This is a genomic window from Pannonibacter sp. CBAS1226 (genome assembly GCF_055685825.1).
The window spans coordinates 409001-424737 of the sequence record NZ_JBVOUO010000003.1; the positions used below are offsets into that span (position 1 = coordinate 409001).

Annotated in this window: 14 protein-coding genes and 1 other RNA gene; 9 read left to right on the plus strand and 6 right to left on the minus strand. The window is 64.1% G+C overall.

Translation table 11 applies throughout. The annotated features are described in order from the left end of the window. Window positions 1-275 precede the first annotated feature (275 nt). Window positions 276-1940: a chloride channel protein gene (locus AC0CMF_RS12050; protein ID WP_374629042.1), complete on the minus strand. Its 1665-nt coding sequence runs from the start codon at window positions 1938-1940 to the stop codon at window positions 276-278. Window positions 1941-2188: 248 nt separating this feature from the next. Between AC0CMF_RS12050 and AC0CMF_RS12055 the strand changes: the two genes are divergently transcribed. Both AC0CMF_RS12055 and AC0CMF_RS12060 read left to right on the plus strand, forming a co-directional pair. Continuing rightward, window positions 2189-3601 carry an FAD-binding oxidoreductase gene (locus AC0CMF_RS12055; RefSeq protein ID WP_374629041.1) on the plus strand — a complete coding sequence of 471 codons (1413 nt, stop codon included), beginning with the start codon at window positions 2189-2191 and terminating at the stop codon, window positions 3599-3601. A 40-nt stretch (window positions 3602-3641) separates the two neighbouring features. Continuing rightward, window positions 3642-7610: an AsmA family protein gene (locus AC0CMF_RS12060; RefSeq protein ID WP_374629040.1), complete on the plus strand. Its 3969-nt coding sequence runs from the start codon at window positions 3642-3644 to the stop codon at window positions 7608-7610. Window positions 7611-7775: 165 nt separating this feature from the next. Here AC0CMF_RS12060 and AC0CMF_RS12065 read toward each other — a convergent pair whose 3' ends face one another. The 5 genes from AC0CMF_RS12065 to ssrA all read right to left on the minus strand — a co-directional run bounded on the left by AC0CMF_RS12065 (window position 7776) and on the right by ssrA (window position 10122). Further along, the gene (locus AC0CMF_RS12065; RefSeq protein ID WP_472481729.1) at window positions 7776-8279 is read right to left on the minus strand and encodes a hypothetical protein; all 504 of its coding nucleotides are present in this window, start codon (window positions 8277-8279) and stop codon (window positions 7776-7778) included. Between the two features lie 77 nt (window positions 8280-8356). Continuing rightward, window positions 8357-8581, minus strand: a complete 225-nt coding sequence (locus AC0CMF_RS12070) for a ribbon-helix-helix domain-containing protein (RefSeq protein WP_374629038.1) — start codon at window positions 8579-8581, stop codon at window positions 8357-8359. After that, window positions 8578-8802 (minus strand): DUF4169 family protein, encoded by a 225-nt coding sequence (locus AC0CMF_RS12075; protein WP_058899363.1) that lies wholly within the window; start codon window positions 8800-8802, stop codon window positions 8578-8580. Before AC0CMF_RS12075 ends, AC0CMF_RS12070 begins: the two co-directional genes overlap by 4 nt. Before the next feature lie 77 nt (window positions 8803-8879). Next, window positions 8880-9488 (minus strand): SspB family protein, encoded by a 609-nt coding sequence (locus AC0CMF_RS12080; protein ID WP_058899364.1) that lies wholly within the window; start codon window positions 9486-9488, stop codon window positions 8880-8882. Window positions 9489-9765: 277 nt separating this feature from the next. Continuing rightward, window positions 9766-10122, minus strand: a transfer-messenger RNA (tmRNA) gene (ssrA, locus tag AC0CMF_RS12085). Window positions 10123-10246: 124 nt separating this feature from the next. On the opposite strand from ssrA, the gene AC0CMF_RS12090 reads away from it, so the two are divergent. The 7 genes from AC0CMF_RS12090 (at window position 10247) to AC0CMF_RS12120 (ending at window position 15650) form a co-directional block, all read left to right on the plus strand. Then, window positions 10247-11041, plus strand: coding sequence for a thymidylate synthase (locus AC0CMF_RS12090; RefSeq protein WP_374629037.1), 795 nt, complete (start codon window positions 10247-10249; stop codon window positions 11039-11041). Window positions 11042-11090: 49 nt separating this feature from the next. Next, the gene (gene glpQ, locus AC0CMF_RS12095) at window positions 11091-12101 is read left to right on the plus strand and encodes a glycerophosphodiester phosphodiesterase (protein WP_374629036.1); all 1011 of its coding nucleotides are present in this window, start codon (window positions 11091-11093) and stop codon (window positions 12099-12101) included. A 4-nt stretch (window positions 12102-12105) separates the two neighbouring features. Beyond that, entirely contained in the window at window positions 12106-12642 is a 537-nt protein-coding gene (locus tag AC0CMF_RS12100) for a dihydrofolate reductase (protein ID WP_374629035.1), read from the plus strand. Continuing rightward, window positions 12639-13127, plus strand: a complete 489-nt coding sequence (locus AC0CMF_RS12105) for a GNAT family N-acetyltransferase (RefSeq protein WP_374629033.1) — start codon at window positions 12639-12641, stop codon at window positions 13125-13127. The genes AC0CMF_RS12100 and AC0CMF_RS12105 overlap by 4 nt, the downstream gene beginning before the upstream one ends. 200 nt (window positions 13128-13327) lie before the next feature. Next, window positions 13328-14527, plus strand: coding sequence for an FtsH protease activity modulator HflK (hflK, locus tag AC0CMF_RS12110; RefSeq protein WP_050474215.1), 1200 nt, complete (start codon window positions 13328-13330; stop codon window positions 14525-14527). Further along, window positions 14527-15468 carry a protease modulator HflC gene (gene hflC, locus AC0CMF_RS12115; protein WP_374629032.1) on the plus strand — a complete coding sequence of 314 codons (942 nt, stop codon included), beginning with the start codon at window positions 14527-14529 and terminating at the stop codon, window positions 15466-15468. The genes hflK and hflC overlap by 1 nt, the downstream gene beginning before the upstream one ends. Then, on the plus strand, window positions 15465-15650 hold the full coding sequence (locus tag AC0CMF_RS12120) for a DUF2065 domain-containing protein (protein ID WP_019964455.1): 186 nt from the start codon (window positions 15465-15467) through the stop codon (window positions 15648-15650). Before hflC ends, AC0CMF_RS12120 begins: the two co-directional genes overlap by 4 nt. Window positions 15651-15737: the final 87 nt, after the last annotated feature.

The window sequence follows — 15737 nt, forward strand, 5'->3', positions numbered from 1 at the left end:
GGCCTGCGCCCCTCCATCGTCATCCCGGCCAAGCGCAGCGCGAGCCGGGACCGGTGAGCCGGGGTGCAGGTTGGTTCAACTGGTCCATAGAGCCGGCAGGCCGGGGCTCACCGGTCCCGGATCTTCGCTTCGCTCTCGTCCGGGATGACGAGGGAGAGACCTGGTCTGCGGATGAGGCGGTTCTTCACACATTGATTCAAGCCGCTGAGATGGCGCTCTCCCTGCCTTGCGGCTTGATTCCGGCTTTCCGGTTAACGCACTGAAAAATATAGCTTTTACCGGTGTTCTTCTTCTGCCGCTTTAATCAGGACGGCGTTGTAATGTGCCAGTGCGTGCACGTGGAAGGCCGTGGCGACGGGCACCAGCGGGGCTGAGCGGCGCACCACGGGAAGCCGCGTCTGGCCGGTTTCATCGAATCGTCTCAAGGCCTTGTCGAGGGTTTCGTCCGTGAAAAGCGCGGGCATGTCCGGCGTCAGCGGGCCGGTCTCTCCGGTGTCTCCGGGCGCCAGCGGTGTCATGAAATCATCCACTCGCACTTCCCGCACCAGCATGCGGTGCAGCCCGTCCTTGAGCGGCACGCCGCGCATTTCCAGCTGCCACTGGAAGAAGGAGCGTCCATGCACCGCCTGGGTGATACCGGTGGCGATGGAAACGCAGAGCAGCAGCGCCATGGACAGGCCGTAGCCGCCGGTCAGCTCAAAGACGATCATGGTGGTCGAGACAGGGGCGCCCAGCACGGAAGCCGCGACCGCGCCCATGCCGAGAATGGCATAGAGACCGCCGCTGGAGGCCATGTCCGGCACGGCGGCGGCGGCGATGATGCCGAAGGCCCCGCCCGTCATGGCGCCCAGATAGAGCGCAGGCGAGAACACGCCGCCGCCAAAGCGGGACGCCAGGGTGATGGCGGTTGCCGCCGTCTTGGCCACCAGCAGGGCCAGCAGCAGCGTCAGGGGCAACTGGTTCTTCAGCGCTTCATCGGTCGCCTCGTAGCCAACGCCCAGCACATGGGGGAACATCAGCCCGATGGCCCCGACCGCCAGCCCGCCCGTGACCGGGCGCAGCCACAGCGGCAGGGGAATGTTGCGTGCCACCCAGTCCGTCCCGGTCAAGGCGAACTGGAACAGGATGGAGACGATGGCGCAGGCCAGCCCCAGAAGCGCGAAGGCGGGAAACTCCCAGTAGGAGGTGATCTGATAGGCGGGGATGATGAAGGCCGCCACATCGCCGAACCACAGCCGGGAGAACACGGTGCCGGTGACGGCGGCGATGGCGACAGGGGGCAGGGCCGAGAGGGCGTAATGCCCGAGGATCACCTCATGGGCGAAGAGCACGCCCGCGATGGGGGCATTGAAGGAGGCGGAAACCGCGCTGGCGACGCCGCAGGCCAGCAGCATGCGGCGCGATGAATCCGGCAGGCTGAACAGGCGGCCCAGGCTGGTGGCGATGGTCGCGCCCAGATGCACCATCGGCCCCTCGCGCCCGGCACTCGCTCCTGAGCCGAGCGACAGGGCGGCAATCAATGCCGAGGACATGCCCGGCCAGAAGCGCAGGCTGCGCCCGGCGCTGGCACGGGCCTCGATCACATCGGCCACGCTGGAGGCCCGCTGCATGGGCTGGACGAAATGCAGGAGCAGCCCCACCACCAGCCCGCCGGCCGCAGGGGCCAGCATCACCACATACCAGGGCACCTGTGCAACGGCCGTCACCACTGCCTCGCTGGAAGTGCCGAGCCAGAGCATCTGGACGAGGCCGATCAGCTCGCGGAAGAAAATGGCCGCCCAGGAGACGATGGCGCCGATGAACAGGGCCAGCACCCAGATGAGCGGTGCCTTGCTGTGGCGGAAATGCCGGACGTTGAGCCGCAACTCGGCGGCGATGGCCGTAATCCCGGCCTTGACGGGAATCTTGAGGGGAAACAGCGGGGAGGGGCCTTTGGCCATGGCGTGATGCTCTCCACATCCGGGAACGCAAATGCTGCGGCCGCTGGCCACGCGTGTTCCTTCTTACCGCAATCCCGGTCAGAACTGGACCCGTTTCAACGGCTTTTTGCCGGGAGGAAACAGGTGAGACAACAGAACCGGGATTTGCCCCACAAGACAGCTTTGGGTGGCGGGGCATCTTTGATAGTGTGCGCCAGCACAAGAGGGCCGGAAACCAAGGCCCTCATGACAGGATGAGGAGATGCGCCATGTCTCTGGCGGCCATGCAGGTTCAGGTGAAACGCAACGAGGACGGCATCGCCGCCGTGAAGGCTGCACTTTCTGCCGGTTTTGGCGAGCGGTGCCTCACCTCCGCAGCCGTTTGCGAGCAGCATGGCCACACCACCACATGGCTGCCGAATCAGGCGCCGGATGTTGTGGTGTTTGCGCAGACGACGGAAGAGGTGGCGGAGATTGTCCGGCTCTGTGCCCAGCACAAGGTGCCGGTCATCCCCTTTGGCACCGGCTCGTCACTGGAAGGCCACGTGAATGCCCCCGGCGGCGGCGTCTCCATCGATCTCAGCCGCATGAACAGCATTCTGGAAGTGAACGCGGAAGATCTCGACTGTGTGGTGCAGGCCGGTGTGACGCGCTCGCAGCTGAATGCCTATATCCGCGACACGGGCCTGTTCTTCCCCATTGATCCGGGCGCGGATGCCAGCATCGGCGGCATGACGGCAACCCGTGCTTCGGGTACCAACGCGGTGCGCTACGGCACCATGAAGGATGTGGTGCTGGGGCTGACCGTGGTAACGGCGGATGGCCGCATCATCCGCACGGGCGGGCGGGCGCGCAAATCCTCCGCCGGCTATGATCTGACCCGGCTGTTCGTCGGTTCGGAAGGCACACTGGGCGTGATCACCGAAATCAGCCTGCGGCTCTTCGGCCAGCCGGAGGCCATTTCCGGCGGCGTCTGCCCCTTCCCGGATGTGGAATCGGCCTGCAACGCGGTGATCATGACCATCCAGTCCGGCATTCCGGTGGCGCGGATCGAGCTTCTGGACAAGATGCAGGTGCGCGCCTGCAACGCCTATTCCAAGCTGGATCTTGAGGAAACACCGACGCTGTTCCTCGAATTTCATGGCACGGCTTCGGGCGTTAAGGAGCAGGCGGAACTGTTCGAGGCGATTGCAGCTGATTGTGGCGGCGGCACTTTCCGCTGGTCGGCGCAGGCGGAGGAGCGCACAAAGCTCTGGACCGCACGCCACAACGCCTATTTCGCAGCTCAGGGCCTGCGCCCCGGCTCCAAGGCGGTGTCGACGGATGTCTGCGTTCCCATCTCCCGCCTTGCCGAATGCGTGGCCGAGACGGTGGCCGATATCGAGCGGCGCGGGTTGCTGGCGCCCATCGTCGGCCATGTGGGCGACGGCAACTTCCATACGCTGGTGCTGGTGGATGTCAACGATCCGAAGGAACTGGCGGAGAGCGAGGCTTTCATCGAGCAGATGAACTGGCGCGCCATCGAAATGGGCGGCACCTGCACCGGCGAGCATGGCGTGGGGCAGGGCAAGATGAAATATCTGAAAAAAGAGCATGGAGACGCACTGGATGTGATGCGTACCCTTAAAATTGCCCTTGATCCGGATAACATCATGAATCCGGGCAAGATCGTGCTCGTGTAACGGCAGGGGCCGCACGCAACAGGTGCCCAAGAACAGGAGAATGACGCTGAATTCGGTCTATATCACGGCGGGTGTGGCCATCATCCTGGCGCTGCTGGCGGCGCTGGTCGGGCCCCTCTTTGTCGACTGGACAGCGTACCGTTCGACCTTCGAGCGCTATGCCGGCGAGGCGCTGGGCCACAAGGTGACGGTGCTGGGCAAGGCCGACATGAGCCTTCTGCCCGCCCCGGCGCTCACCTTCACCGATGTGCGGGTGGGAGATGCGGAAAATCCGCTGCTGTCCGTCTCCCGTTTTCAGATGCGCGTCGAACTGCCGTCCCTGCTGAAGGGCGAGATCCGCGTCGTCGAAATGCGGCTGGACCGGCCGCAGGTGAACCTTGCGCTTGATGAGGATGGCCGCCTTGACTGGCTGATGGAGCGCAGCGAGGCGGGCCTTGCCCGGGTGGACCCGAAAAACGTCGCCTTCGACCAGATCGAGGTGAACAACGGCAGTGTGACGCTGTCCGATGCCCGCGATGGCGGCTCGCGCAAGATCGAGAATGTGAATGTGGTGGTGAGCGCCCGCTCGCTCAACGGCCCGTTCAAGGTGGACGGAAGTCTCTCCAGCAATGGCGAGCCCATGTCCCTGCGCCTTGCCACGGGTGAGCGCCAGCCCGGCGGCGGCATCCGCGTCAAGGCAGACCTGACCCCGGCACTGACGCCCGCCCAGCTGAGCGTTGATGCGCTTTTGAGCGACAAGGCCGGTGCACCGGAGCTTGACGGACGCTTCACGCTCGCCTCCGTTGCCTCCGATGATCCCTCCATGCAGGAGTGGCGGGTTCAGGGTGACGTGAAGGCCGGCCCGGCTGCGATCACGGTGCCTTCCTTTGAACTTCGCTATGGCCCGGACGAGCGGCATGTGACGCTGACGGGCGAGGGCAATCTTGATCTGGCGGATTCGCGCCGGTTCCTCGTCAAGGCCGGTGCGCGGCAGCTGGATCTGGACCGGATGCTGGGGCAGGGCCCGCAGCAGCCTGTGGCCATCCGCACGGCAGGGCAAAGCCTTCTTTCCGGTCTTGCAGCGCTGGCGCCTGACACGCTCAAGGGCGAGGTTTCGCTTGACCTTCCGGCCATTGTGGCTGGCGGCGAGATCATTCAGGGCACGCGCCTGGACCTTGAAACGGCAGCGGGCGGCTGGAAAGTGCTGCGGCTTGCAAGCCGCCTGCCGGGCCGCACGCAGGTGACCACGCAAGGGGACCTGTCCCTGCAAGGCACGCCGTCCTACAGCGGAACGCTGGTGCTCAATTCTGCGCAGCCGGGCCTGCTGACGGGCTGGCTGCAGGGGCACAACGGGCTTGTCTTCACCGGCCTGCCGGTTGCGCTTGAAGGCAAGCTGGATGCGGGCAGCGGCGGCGTGAGCTTTGCCGTCTCGCGCCTTGATATTGACGGGGCGAAGGCTGCCGGTTCCATCGCCTACACCCATGAGCGCAATGGCAAGTCCGTGTTCGCGCTCGGCCTTGAGGCGGAAAAGCTGGATCTGGATCTTGTGTCCGGCCTGGCTCCGGCCTTTGGCGCTGATGCGCTGGGCGGGATGCTCGCCGGGGCCGAGATTGACGTGAAGCTTCACGCCCGTGAAGTGTCGATCCGGGGCATCAAGGGCAAGGCCCTGACGGTGGAAGCCGGATATGACGGCGAGCAGCTGAAGATCTCGAAACTTTCCGCCAATGATCTGGCCGGTGCGCGCATCGACGCCATCGGCACCATCCGGGATCTGACGACCGTTCCCTCGGGCTCGCTCAACGCAACGCTGGAGGCAAGCTCGCTGGCCGGGCTTTATGCCCTCATCGAGAATGCCGCGCCGGACAGTGAATTGACCCGGCGGTTGCAGATCGGCGGTGACTATCTGGTGCCGGCCAAGCTGGACGGGCGCATTGAGGCCAAGCCCTCCGGCAAGGGCAGTGAGATGCGGCTGGTGCTGTCGGGCGAGGTCAACGGCAACAAGATTGGCCTCGACAGCCGCTTCGCCGGGCGGATGGACGCCTGGCGCGATGGCGATGCGGCCTTGACGCTGAACATGTCCGGGCCGGAAGGCGCGCTTCTGCTGCGCCAGCTCGGCTTCGATGTGGCTTCGGAAGAGGGGCTTGGTGCGGCGGAACTGGCGCTGAAACTGAACGGGCAGCCGGGCGACAGCCTTGCCCTCAGCCTCGATGCGAAGGCGGGAACAAGCCGTCTGGAAGCCGTCGGCGACATGGAACTGCCGCGCGATGGCGTGCCGCTGCGCTACACCGCCGGGGTGACCCTGAAATCGCAGGACCTTTCTCCTGCGGTGCTGATGACCGGTCAGGTTCTGCCTGCACTGGCGGGGGATCTGACGGCGGACCTGCGGTTTGATCTGCTGGGTGAAGGCGGCAAGCTCAGCTTGAGCGACATCAAGGGCGCCATGGCCGGTGTGACCGTGGCCGGGCGCCTGACGGGGGATCTGACACCAGCCGCAGGATCGGGCCTTTACCGGATCTCCGGCGCGCTGGACCTTTCGGCCCTCGACGCCCGCCTGTTGTCGGAAGTCATGCTGGGTGCTGATCAATGGGCGCTTGCCGAGGGGAATGGCGTCTGGCCGGGGCAGGCGCTTGGAACACCCTTTGCCGGGCACATGGATCTGGGTCTCGATCTCAAGGCCGGAAAACTGTGGCTGGATGACCTGACGGCCATCGAAACGGTTTCCGCGAAGCTGCGGATCGTGCCGGACAGTCTGCGGCTGGAGGGGCTTGAGGCCCGCTATGGCGGCGGCAGCTTGAGCGGGCAGGTGGCCCTGACCCGCAATGCGGGCGAGGCGGGCTTCTCCGGAACGCTGCAACTGACCGGCGCGCAGGCCGAAGACCTTGTCTGGCAGCGCTCTGGCCGGGCCGTGGCAACCGGCACGCTGGATGTGAATGCGCAGTTTGAAACGAGCGGCCGGTCCATCGCGGCCCTGACCGCCGGGCTCAGCGGCGGCGGTACGGTGGCTCTGAAGGATGGTGAGCTGCGGGCGCTGAACCCGGAAGCCTTCGGCCTCATCATCCGCGCAGCCGACTCCGGCCTGCAGCTGGAAGAAGACAAGATCCGCAGCCTCTTTGCCAGCCAGCTGGATGCGGGCACGCTGCCCTTCGCGTCTCTCGAAGGCTCCCTGTCGATGGCGGCCGGCCGAGTCAGTCTGCGCAATCTCAGTGCTGAGGGAACCGCGGCGGCTCTGCTCGGCTCCGGCCAGATCAATCTGAATGACTGGACCGTGCAGGCCGACCTTTCGCTGAAAGCCGATGCGGGCGAGGACGCGGTTGCCGGAGCAGAACCTCAGGCGGGCGTGATCTTCTCCGGCCCTCTGGGCAACCCGGAACGGCGGATCGACACTGGCCCGCTGATGGCCTTTCTCACGCTGCGCGCCTTCGAGAAGGAAGTGGAGCGGGTGGAGCGCCTGCAGGCCGATATCCTCGACCGTGACCGGCTGGCCCGCGAGATGAAATATTTCCGCGAGGCGGAAGATCAGCATCGGACGGCCGAAAAGGCCGCAGCCGAGAAGGCGGCTGCAGAGAAAGCGGCTGCGGAAAAGGCTGCCGCAGAAAAAGCCGCGGCCGGGAACGCGTCAGGCCGTGAGCCGGAAAAGGCCCCTGAATCCGCTCCTGCGCCCGATCAGCGCGGAAATGCGCAGAGCACCGCGCCCTCGCGCAGTGAGCGCGCTCATGGGGGAGCGAAGCCCGCCAATGGGGATGCTATCGGCGATCTTCTGACCTTCGAGGAAAAGATCCAGTCTGCCATTGGAAACGCCGGACGCAGCGGTGCCGCAGGCCGTGATCCGGAGGCGACCGGAAGCGTTGCACCCTTGCCGCCGCTGGAGCCTGCGAAGGAAATTCCCGCTGCCCCGCGTGTGCAGGGTCAGCGCTCCGATGCAGGGGCAGGAAGGCCGGCTGACGGCATCCCGGCTAACATGCCGGCACAACCGGTGCTGGTCACCATGCCCAGCGGCCTCGTGGTCACCTATCCGGCACCCGCCAACTGATCCCTCCGGGTAAGAGCCCCTGCATCTTGAGAGACCCCAGCCGTTTCGTCATGCCATGGCTCGCCCACGGCATCCATTCCTTGGAGGTGGTTGCGGAAACAGATGCAAATTTCCGGAACTCCTGCTTCGGATGTGCGCTGGAACGGCATGGATGCCACGATCAAGTCATGGCATGACGGAGGAGTGGCGGCGGAATGGTGGGGGACTGGCGGCGGACTGGCCATGTTCGAAATGCAGGTTCGGACGCTGCTCGCAAATGAGTGCACGCCCTGCATCTCGGGAGAATTCAACCTTTTCGTCATGCCATGGCTCGACCATGGCATCCATTCCGTGGCGGTCGTTGCGGAAACAGATGCAAATTACCGGAACTCCTGCTTCGGAGGCGAACTGGAACGGCATGGATGCCATGATCAAATCATGGCATGACGGAGGAGTGGCGGCGGAATGGTGGGGGACTGGCGGCGGACTGGCGGCGGACTGGCCATGTTCGAAATGCAGGTCCGGACGCTGCTCGCAAATGAGTGCACGCCCTGCATCTCGGGAGAATTCAACCGTTTCGTCATGCCATGGCTCGACCATGGCATCCATTCCGTGGCGGTCGTTGCGGAAACAGATGCAAATTGCCGGACCTCCTGCTTCGGATGTGCGCTGGAACGGCATGGATGTCATGATCAGGTCATGGCAGGGCGGAGGAATGACGGCGCAAGAAGGGTTTCTCAATCGGCACCCAGGCTTGCGGCGTTCCGTCACCCTTGCTCCGTCACAGTCCTGAGGGCTCTCAGCACGAATACTCTGGCGGCAGAGGAGAGGGGCTGATCAGGTGCGCGCTCGGCGTCGATCATGCCGATGAGGGCGGCGAGGGAGAGGGAGCGGTCTGCGGCGATGCGGTCAAGTTCGGCCCAGAAATCGGGCTCAAGCGCCAGACTGGTGCGGTGCCCCTTGAGGCTGAGGGAGCGCTTGACGAAGGTCACGCCTGACCATCCCGGTCCGGATCTTCGGTTTTAGCGGAGGCCTTGCGTTCCAGCTGATGGGCATCCAGCGCCTGCTGCGCCTTGCTGTCGAGCGCGTCCTTGAGCTTGCGCTCCGCCTTGGTGCGGCCGTGGAGGCGGCGGTTGGTTTCCGCTTCGCTCTCCCGCGCCTTCCGGTCGCGGGCCTTGCGCGCTTGCCGCAGGTTGATGATGTCGGCGCCCATGCCTCAGCCTCCACCCTGATATCTGATCCAACAGGGAGGCCCGGACGTTGTGACCGGATCCTCCGCAGATCTCAATCTTACGGCTTCTTGCGGAAGGCATCCAGCGAGACGACTTCACCGCCTTCGGCCGGCTTTTCGTCCTTGGAGCCCTCTTCTGCTGCGTCCGCCTTGGCGGCCTTTTCAGCCTTCTCGGCTTTGCCGGCGCTTGCCGCCGTCTTGCGCGTGGCCGGCTTGACGTTCTTGTCCTCGAGGGACTTGGCAGCGGCAGCTTCCAGATTGGCGAGTTCGCCGACGGCTTCCACCAGATCGTCCGGAATGGGTTCTGCGGTCTTGCCCGGCTCGAACTCCAGCGCGAACTGGACGGAAGGGTCGAAGAAGCCCTTGATGGCGCTGAAGGGGATCAGCAGCTTCTCCGGAATGCCGCCGAAGGACAGGCCCACTTCAAAGGCGTGCTCGCCGATGGCCAGATCCCAGAACTGGTGCTGGAGAACGATGGTCATCTCGGTCGGATACCGCTCCTTCAGGCGCGAGGAAATCCGCACGCCGGGAGCATTGGTGTCGAAGGCGATGTAGAAATGGTGCTCGCCGGGAAGGCCCGTCCGGGCAACTTCGGCAAGGATCTTCTTCACCGCCGCCCGCAGGGCGTCCTGCACGATGATGTCATAACGGAGCAGGTCTTCTGCCATTCTTTATTGTCCGCCGGAATCAAATCAATTTCGGGCACCTTGACCCTTTGCCGGTCAAAAGAAAAGCCCCTCGCGTCACATATCGCCCTGTTGAAAGGCTCGTAATCCCGGCTTTTCGCAGACCCGTCCTCCACGCCGCTTCCGCTCCGGATGCCGGAAAGGGCGCATGCGGGAAATAATGGGCATGCTGCGGCGCTGTGGCAAGAGCATGACGCAGGGGCAATGCCTTGGCGGCGCTGAAAAACAGCGGAAATCTCTGGATTGCTTTGGGGGGTTAAGTGGAGGCTTCTGTTGCCAGGTGCCTCCGAACCCCGCCTGACAGTGCTACCCGTCAGGGCTTTAGGTGGACAACTCGCACCGCATTACGCGGCGAGAGCGACGTCCTGAGCATAGTTGTCGTTTGCAACTACAGATTTGGTCCGATATCGGTGGTACCATGCCGAGCGAAAGAGCAGTCTTTACACCCTCGTCGATCCTATTTCGCCCCCGCCGAAACCCACCGCTGGGGTGGGCTTGGGTGGAGGCGCCGGGTACCGCCCCCGGGTCCGATAGGCTTATTACACAGTCAATTTATCGCCGTAGCCGGTGAACCGGCAGTTGGAATATAGGCATTTCGCTTGCCGATTGAAAGGGGGGCAGGGCGCCTGTGGATGGAGTGGCTGTCAGGAGCCGCGCACCGGCAATGAATCCTTGCGCCCAGGCCCTCAGCGGGCCAGAACAGGCAGACAGCCGGAACAGGACAGCGGACGGGCAACCACGTGCAGCAATATCATGATCTGATGCGGCGCATTCTGGATGAGGGCATCGACCGGGGCGACCGGACGGGCACCGGAACGCGCTCGGTCTTCGGCCACCAGATGCGCTTCAATCTGGAAGAGGGCTTCCCGGTCGTCACGACGAAGAAGCTGCATCTGAAGTCGATCATCCATGAGCTTCTCTGGTTCCTCGCCGGTGACACCAACATCGGCTACCTGAAGGCCAATGGCGTCAGCATCTGGGATGAATGGGCCGATGAAAACGGCGGCCTGGGCCCTGTCTACGGCGCGCAGTGGCGCTCCTGGCCTGCGCCCGATGGCCGGTCCATCGACCAGATTGCCAATGTGCTGGCGATGATCCGCAAGAACCCGGAATCGCGCCGCCTGATCGTCTCCGCCTGGAACCCGGCGCTGGTGGACGAGATGGCCCTGCCGCCGTGCCACACCATGTTCCAGTTCTATGTGGCCGGCGGGCGCCTGTCCTGCCAGCTTTACCAGCGCTCGGCGGATGTGTTCCTCGGTGTGCCGTTCAACATCGCCTCCTATGCGCTGCTGACCATGATGGTGGCGCAGGTCTGCGGGCTGAAGCCGGGCGATTTCGTCCACACGCTGGGGGATGCGCATCTTTACGCCAATCACTTCGATCAGGCGCGCGAGCAGCTGAGCCGTGAGTTGCGGCCCTTGCCGGTGATGACACTCAATCCCGCCGTGACCGATCTTTTCGCCTTCCGCTATGAGGATTTCCAGCTGTCGGGCTATGATCCGCATCCCGCGATCAAGGCACCGATTGCCGTCTGACCGGACGGCGGTTCGCCCACGTTCTGCCAGCCACACAAAAGGAGACGCCATGCGCCGTCCTTGCCAGTTTCTGCCTGCCTCCCTGCTCGGTCTCATCCTGATGGCGGGCACTGCCATGGCAGAACCGCTCGTCATCGCCCATCGCGGCGCCTCCGGCTATCTGCCGGAACATACACTGGCCGCCAAGGCGCTGGCCGTGGGCATGGGGGCAGACTACATCGAACAGGATGTGGTGCTGACGAAGGATGGCGTGCCCATCGTGCTGCATGACATCACGCTGGATGCGACGACGGACGTGGCCGAGGTGTTCGCGGGCCGGGCGCGGGCTGATGGCCTGCATTATGCCATCGACTTCACCCTTGAGGAAATCCGCCGGCTGCAGGTGCTGGAACGGGCCGGGCGCACCGGCGGTCTTGCCTTTCCCGGCCGGTTTCCCCGGGTAAAAATGGGCCTGACGGTGCCAACCCTGGAGGAAGAGATCGTCTTCCTGAAGGGCCTTGCGCAGACAAGCGGCTGGGTGTTGGGCATTTATCCGGAGCTGAAGTCTCCTGCCTTCCACCGGGATGAAGGCCAGGATCTCGCCAGGGCGGTGATTGCCGTGCTGGCGGCGCATGACCTCGCCGGGGCCGATGCCAAGGTCTATCTCCAGTCCTTTGATTTCAACGAGATCCGCCGCGTCCGGCAGGAGCTCGGCTACAAGGGCAAGCTGGTGCAGCTGCTGGGGGAAAACAGCTGGAACATGGCGCCGGGCACGGATTACGACTGGCTGAAGACGCCGGAAGGGCTGGCAGCCATTGCCGAAGTGGCGGATGGGATCGGGCCGTCGCTGACGCAGGTTCTGACGGATGAAAACAAGGACGGCGTGGCCGAGGTGACGCCGCTGGTGCGCGATGCCAAGGCCTTTGGCCTTGCGGTTCATCCCTACACCCTGCGCGCCGACCGCCTGCCGCCCTTTGCGCCGGACTTTGGGGAACTGGTGCGCCTGACGGTGACGGAGGCCGGGGCGGATGGGTTCTTCACCGATCAGCCGGATCTCGGCCTGAAGGCACTGGGGCGGTGAACCTATGATCAGCGCAGGCGGAAAAATGCTGGAAACGGTGATTGTCTCGGCGGTGGCGGAGAACGGGGTGATCGGTGCCGACAATGCCATGCCCTGGCGTCTGCCGTCTGATCTGAAGCACTTCAAGGCGCTGACGCTGGGCAAGCCGGTGGTGATGGGCCGCAAGACCTTTGAAAGCCTCGGCAAGCCGCTGCCGGGACGCCCCCATGTGGTGATCTCGCGGCAGGCGCTTGAACTGCCGGAAGGCGTGCATCTGGTGCAAAGCCTTGAAGCGGCGCTGGAACTTGCCGGCAAGCTGGCGGCAGAGAGCGGGGCGGAAGAGGTGATGATCATCGGCGGCGGCCAGATCTATGCGCAGGCCATGGCCCATGCAGACCGGCTGGAGCTGACCCGCGTTCACGCCACGCCGGAGGGGGATACGGTGTTCCCGGCATTCAGCACCGGCCAGTGGGACCTGGTGGCAGAGCGGGCCGCAGAGCGCAGTGACAAGGACAGCGCGAATGTGACCTTCCAGACTTACCGGCGGAGGACTGCAGCATGACGTCGGCACGGGCGTTGCCGGAGGGCTGGTCCTGCCGCTGGTTCGCCTTCAAGGACGTGCCGCTTGTGGACCTCTACGAGGTGCTGAAGCTGCGCGTTGACGTGTTCGTGGTGGAGCAGAACTGCCCCTATCCGGAGATCGACGGCCGCGACCCCGAGGCACTTCACTATCTTTTGAAGGACGCTGAGGGGCGTCTTGCTGCTTATCTGCGCGCCTTTGCGCCTTCTGCGGAAGAGCCTTTCGCGCGGCTGGGGCGCATTGTCGTTGCCCCGCATGCAAGGGGGCTGCGGCTGGGCGATCATCTGATGCGGGCAGGGCTTGCCTGGGCCTGGGATCTGTATCCGCAGGCTGACGTGGAACTTTCTGCCCAGGCGCATCTGCAGCGCTTCTATGGCAGCCACGGGTTTGAGCCCACCGGCGAAATCTATCTGGAGGATGGAATTTCGCATGTGGATATGCGTCGCCCTGCCGCGCCCGCGGCGTAACCTTAGGCGTCGCAAAGCCTTGAAAATCCGGGTCATGGAACCCATGTCCCGGGTGATAAACCTGAATCCGGCTGAGTTTGGGAGGCACCGGAGGCTGCGCGTTGTCAGCGGCCGCTAACCTTCCTATAACCCCCAGCAGGTCAGATACAACAAGTTCAACCAGGGGACAGGAAACCTGCCCCCCGAAGAAGGATGTCTTGATGCCTTGGAGCAACCAGAGCGGTGGCGGTGGCGGCTGGAAGGGGGGCGGCGGAAACGGCGGTCCCTGGGGCGGCGGCGGTGGCGGCAATAACGGCGGACCGTGGGGTTCCGGCCCCAATCGCAGTGGTGGCGGCAATCCTCCCGATCTTGAAGAACTGCTGCGCCGGACGCAGGACCGGATGAAGACGGTTCTGCCGGGCGGTGGCGGCAACTTCGGCGTCAAGGGCATCCTGCTGGCAGGCGTCGTGCTCGTCGGCGGCTGGATGCTGACGGGCTTCTACAGCGTGGCACCGGATCAGGTGGGCGTGGAACTGGTGCTGGGCAAGGTCTCGGGCCAGACCCAGCCGGGCCTCAACTACAACTGGCCCTATCCGGTCGGTGAGGTTTACAAGCCGGAAGTCCTGCGCCTGCAGGAAATGACGATCGGCATGCAGGAACGCGTCTCCGGCGGCACGCTGCGCACGGTGGACGTGCCGGAAGAAAGCCTGATGCTGACCGGTGATGAAAACATCGTCGACGCTGACTTCAAGGTGCAGTGGCGCATCAAGACGACGACCGAGGGTGTGGCCAACTATCTGTTCAACATCCAGGATCCCGAAGGCACCGTGAAGGCGGTTGCCGAAAGCGCGATGCGTGAAGTTGTGGGCGGCTCGGACATCGACGCCATCCTCACGGAAAACCGCGCCCCGATCCAGGTTGCCGTTCAGAACCTGATGCAGACGACGCTTGATGACTATCAGGCGGGTATCGACATCGTCAGCGTGCAGATGCAGAAGGTTGACCCGCCGCAGCAGGTCATTGATGCCTTCCGCGACGTTCAGGCCGCCCGTGCCGACCAGGAGCGTATCCAGAACGAAGCGCAGACCTATGCCAACCGCATCGTGCCGGAAGCGCGCGGTGAATCGGCCCGTGTCATTGAAGCGGCGAACGCTTACCGCGATCAGGTCATCGCCGAGGCGACCGGTCAGGCGCAGCGTTTCACCAAGATCTATGAAGAGTACCGCAAGGCGCCGGATGTGACGCGTGAACGCCTCTATCTGGAAACGATGGAGCGGGTGCTTGGCAGCAATGCCAAGATCGTCATCGACCAGAAGGCGGGCGAGGGCATGGTGCCTTACCTGCCGCTCAACGATCTCTTGGGCCGCGGAACCAGCCAGCCGCAGCAGCCGGCAGTGCGTAACGGCGGGGGACAGCAGTAATGAAGAACGGTGTTCTCGGTTTTCTCGGGGTCATCATCGCACTCGCGCTGACCGTCCTCTATCTCTCCATCTACATCGTCAACCCGGCGCAGCAGGCGCTTGTTCTTCAGTTCGGCAAGGTGGTTTCCGCCACCCAGCAGCCGGGCCTGCATTTCAAGATCCCGCTGGTCCAGAACGTGGTCTACATCGACCGCCGCATCCTGGACTTCAACATGCCGCCGCTGGAAGCCATTGCCTCGGACAAGAAGCGCCTGGTGGTGGATGCGTTTGCCCGTTACCGCATCTCCGATCCGGTCCGGTTCTATCAGCGCGTCAACAACATCAACGCCGCCAACCAGCGCCTTTCGACGCTGCTGCAGGGCGCGCTGCGTGACGAACTCGGCCGTTCGACCTTCACGGCCGTGGTGCGTGACAACCGCTCGCAGATCATGACCCGCATCCGCACGCTCGTGTCGGCTGCAACGGCTGATCTTGGTCTTGAGGTGGTGGATGTGAAGATTCGCCGTGCTGATCTGCCGGAAGCCAACAGCCAGGCCGTGTTCTCGCGCATGCAGACCGAGCGTGAGCGTGAAGCGACCGAAATCCGCGCCCAGGGTGAAGAGCAGGGCCGCCGCATCCGTTCGCGTGCCGATCGTGATGCAACGGTTCTGATCGCCGAAGCCCGCCGTGATGCAGAAATCCTGCGCGGTGACGGTGACGCGGAGCGCGGACGCATCTTTGCCGAGGCCTTCAGCGAGGATCCGTCCTTCTTCACCTTCTACCGCTCCATGCAGGCGTATGAAGCAGGCCTGAAGACCGGTCAGACGAGCTTCGTGCTGTCGCCCGACTCCAGCTTCTTCCGGTATTTCAATGATCCGGCCGGGGCTGCGGCAGCAACGGCTGCGCCTGTGCAGATGCCGCTCCAGGCACCGGCCGCCGGTGCTGCACCTGCGGGGCAATGAGCGATCTGATAACAGCCATTGCCCTGGCGCTGGCGCTGGAGGGAACCCTCTATGCGCTGGCGCCAGGGCGCATGAAAGCGATGCTGCGCAGCGTGCTCGATATGGATGACAGCGTGTTGCGCGGCGTCGGCCTTGCTGCCTTGGCTGCCGGTGTCTTCGTCATCTGGCTGGTTCGCGGTTGAAAGGCTTCTTTGCCTCTCGGAAATGTCATGGCGCCAGTCCGATTGCTGTCGAACTGGCGCCATGTTTGCATATATCGTTAGAGTGAT